Annotated in this window: 4 protein-coding genes and 1 pseudogene; 3 read left to right on the forward strand and 2 right to left on the reverse strand. The window is 40.8% G+C overall.

Annotated elements, in window-relative coordinates:
• Positions 1-25: 25 nt before the first annotated feature.
• A complete protein-coding gene (locus CSQ79_RS26835) occupies positions 26-823 on the reverse strand; it encodes an iron-siderophore ABC transporter substrate-binding protein (RefSeq protein WP_289501596.1) in 798 nt (265 codons plus the stop codon).
• A 76-nt stretch (positions 824-899) separates the two neighbouring features.
• Positions 900-1,136 carry a DUF559 domain-containing protein gene (locus CSQ79_RS26840; RefSeq protein ID WP_289501599.1) on the reverse strand — a complete coding sequence of 79 codons (237 nt, stop codon included), beginning with the start codon at positions 1,134-1,136 and terminating at the stop codon, positions 900-902.
• Positions 1,137-1,153: 17 nt separating this feature from the next.
• On the opposite strand from CSQ79_RS26840, the pseudogene CSQ79_RS29090 reads away from it, so the two are divergent.
• The 3 genes and pseudogenes from CSQ79_RS29090 to CSQ79_RS26850 form a co-directional block, all read left to right on the forward strand.
• Positions 1,154-1,240, forward strand: a pseudogene (locus CSQ79_RS29090) (DUF433 domain-containing protein); the annotation flags it as partial.
• Positions 1,241-1,325: 85 nt separating this feature from the next.
• A complete protein-coding gene (locus tag CSQ79_RS26845; RefSeq protein WP_099704156.1) occupies positions 1,326-1,562 on the forward strand; it encodes a DUF433 domain-containing protein in 237 nt (78 codons plus the stop codon).
• Positions 1,563-1,567: 5 nt separating this feature from the next.
• On the forward strand, positions 1,568-1,788 hold a 221-nt coding region (locus CSQ79_RS26850), incomplete at its 3' end, for a DUF5615 family PIN-like protein (RefSeq protein WP_289501598.1).

The following is a 1,788-nucleotide window of genomic DNA, read 5'->3' on the forward strand; positions in this document are numbered from 1 at the left end:
ACTAAATATTTATATAAATCATTAATCACAATATTAGCTGCAAGTGGGCTATTTCCTGCCCATGCATTAACACCAAAAAGATAAACCTGCCTTTTTGAACAGCTTTTAGGTTTTTCCAAAGAGGTTTTTGTTTCAAGTTCTCATAGGCTTCTAAATGTCCTAAATCGGAAACTCCAAAAAATAAGATATCACCGTCTATTAGGTCTAGCCGTTCTTCAGAGATGCCGTCTATCCTACTACCATCCACAGAAACATTTTGTGCTGGGGGACGTTTTAGCCCTAAATCTTCGAGGATAGAACCTATAAAGGAGTTTTTCACATAGATGTATGCGTTCTGACCGTAAGAAAAAGCAACAGAAATTGTTTTATTTTGATAGTTATTACCTAGAGCCATGTTTAATTGTTCAATGCGTTGGTTGTAGCGATGTAAAACTTGCTGTGCTTCTTCTTTGCCTAATAATTTGGCAATAACGTCAAATCCTTTTTTCCAGTTTTCTTCTATTAAGTCCGTTGAGATTATGACGGTTGGAGCAATTTTTGAAAGCATAGGATAGCTTTGTTCAGCATCTTCCCATGCCAAAATTAAATCAGGTTTAAGTTCCAAAATTTTCTCCACATTGGGAGAACGTACAAAGCCTATATTCTTGATTCCTTCTACCCTATTGCCCAGGTAAGATTGATCGCTTATGTAGGTTGCATTTAACTCTCCACGTAAAGCATTACTGCCAATTGGTTTAACACCCAGAGTAGGCGCGTGACCTAGTATCTCGTAGGAAATGATAATAATTCGTTGAGGTTCATTCGGAACACAAGTTTCACCCATTGGGTGTTGCACCGTTCGGCAAGGAGTTGAGGGTGGTTTAGGAGTTAGCCTTTGGCGATGCTCGATTGTTGTACCGCTACAGGCTGTGATGATAGCGACCGTGAGGAGTAATAGCAATAGTTGTTGGCTTACCCTTCTCAGTCTCCCCCTCTTCTTGGCAAGGTGGAGTTGATTGCCGTAATTCACAAACTGTCTGAGCAATCGCCTCCAATACATCATCAAGTCGTTCATAGACTTGCTCATTGGTAAACATCATCACGTAAATTCCCATCGATTTCAGAAATAGTTGTCGTTTATGATTGGAGTCAAACAGTTCAGAGTACTTGCTTCATGCAACTGGAAGACTACTTCAATTTGCTGGCACCTAACGACATCCGGCTAAAAGTTACTCAAATTGGCATTGAGACAATTCTGTATGTTGATTTAGTGCCAAGCGAGCGGAGTTTACGGACGTTCATAGAATTCGTTAAGGTATAGGATAAAAGTCTTTAAGTAAAGTCCTATGAGCCAAGAGCAAGTCATTTCATCTAATCCCAAAGTCATGATGGGGAAGCCAGTGATTGCGGGAACTCGTATAACTGTGGAGCTAATCTTAGAAAAGTTGGCAGCAGGAGAGACAACTGAGCAGATTTTACAAGCCCATCCACAACTAACAGAGGAGGCGATCGCAGCAGCTTTAAGGTTTGCGTTAGAGGTTTTGCGCTCAGATGTTGTTTATCCTGTTGAGATTGCTTCGTAAAATTTTTGGCAGATGAAAACCTGGATGCTCCCATCGTGAATCGCCTGCGGCAAGATGGGCATTTTGTTTTGTATGTGATGGAATTGGAACCTGGTATTTCTGATGATGACGTGCTTGATATCGCGAGCAAAGAAGGTTGTCTACTCATTACTTCAGATAAAGATTTTGGTGAATTGGTTTTCCGATTGCAACGGATAACAGCAGGCGTGATTCTAGTCAGGTTAGC

Source organism: Gloeocapsopsis sp. IPPAS B-1203, assembly GCF_002749975.1.
Classification (GTDB): Bacteria; Cyanobacteriota; Cyanobacteriia; order Cyanobacteriales; family Chroococcidiopsidaceae; genus Gloeocapsopsis.

Bases quoted from the DNA above. Each gene is read 5' to 3' on its own strand.
- CSQ79_RS26835 (WP_289501596.1), bottom strand. From the start codon at position 823: ATGGGTGAAACTTGTGTTCCGAATGAACCTCAACGAATTATTATCATT.
- CSQ79_RS26845 (WP_099704156.1), top strand. From the start codon at position 1,326: ATGAGCCAAGAGCAAGTCATTTCATCTAATCCCAAAGTCATGATGGGG.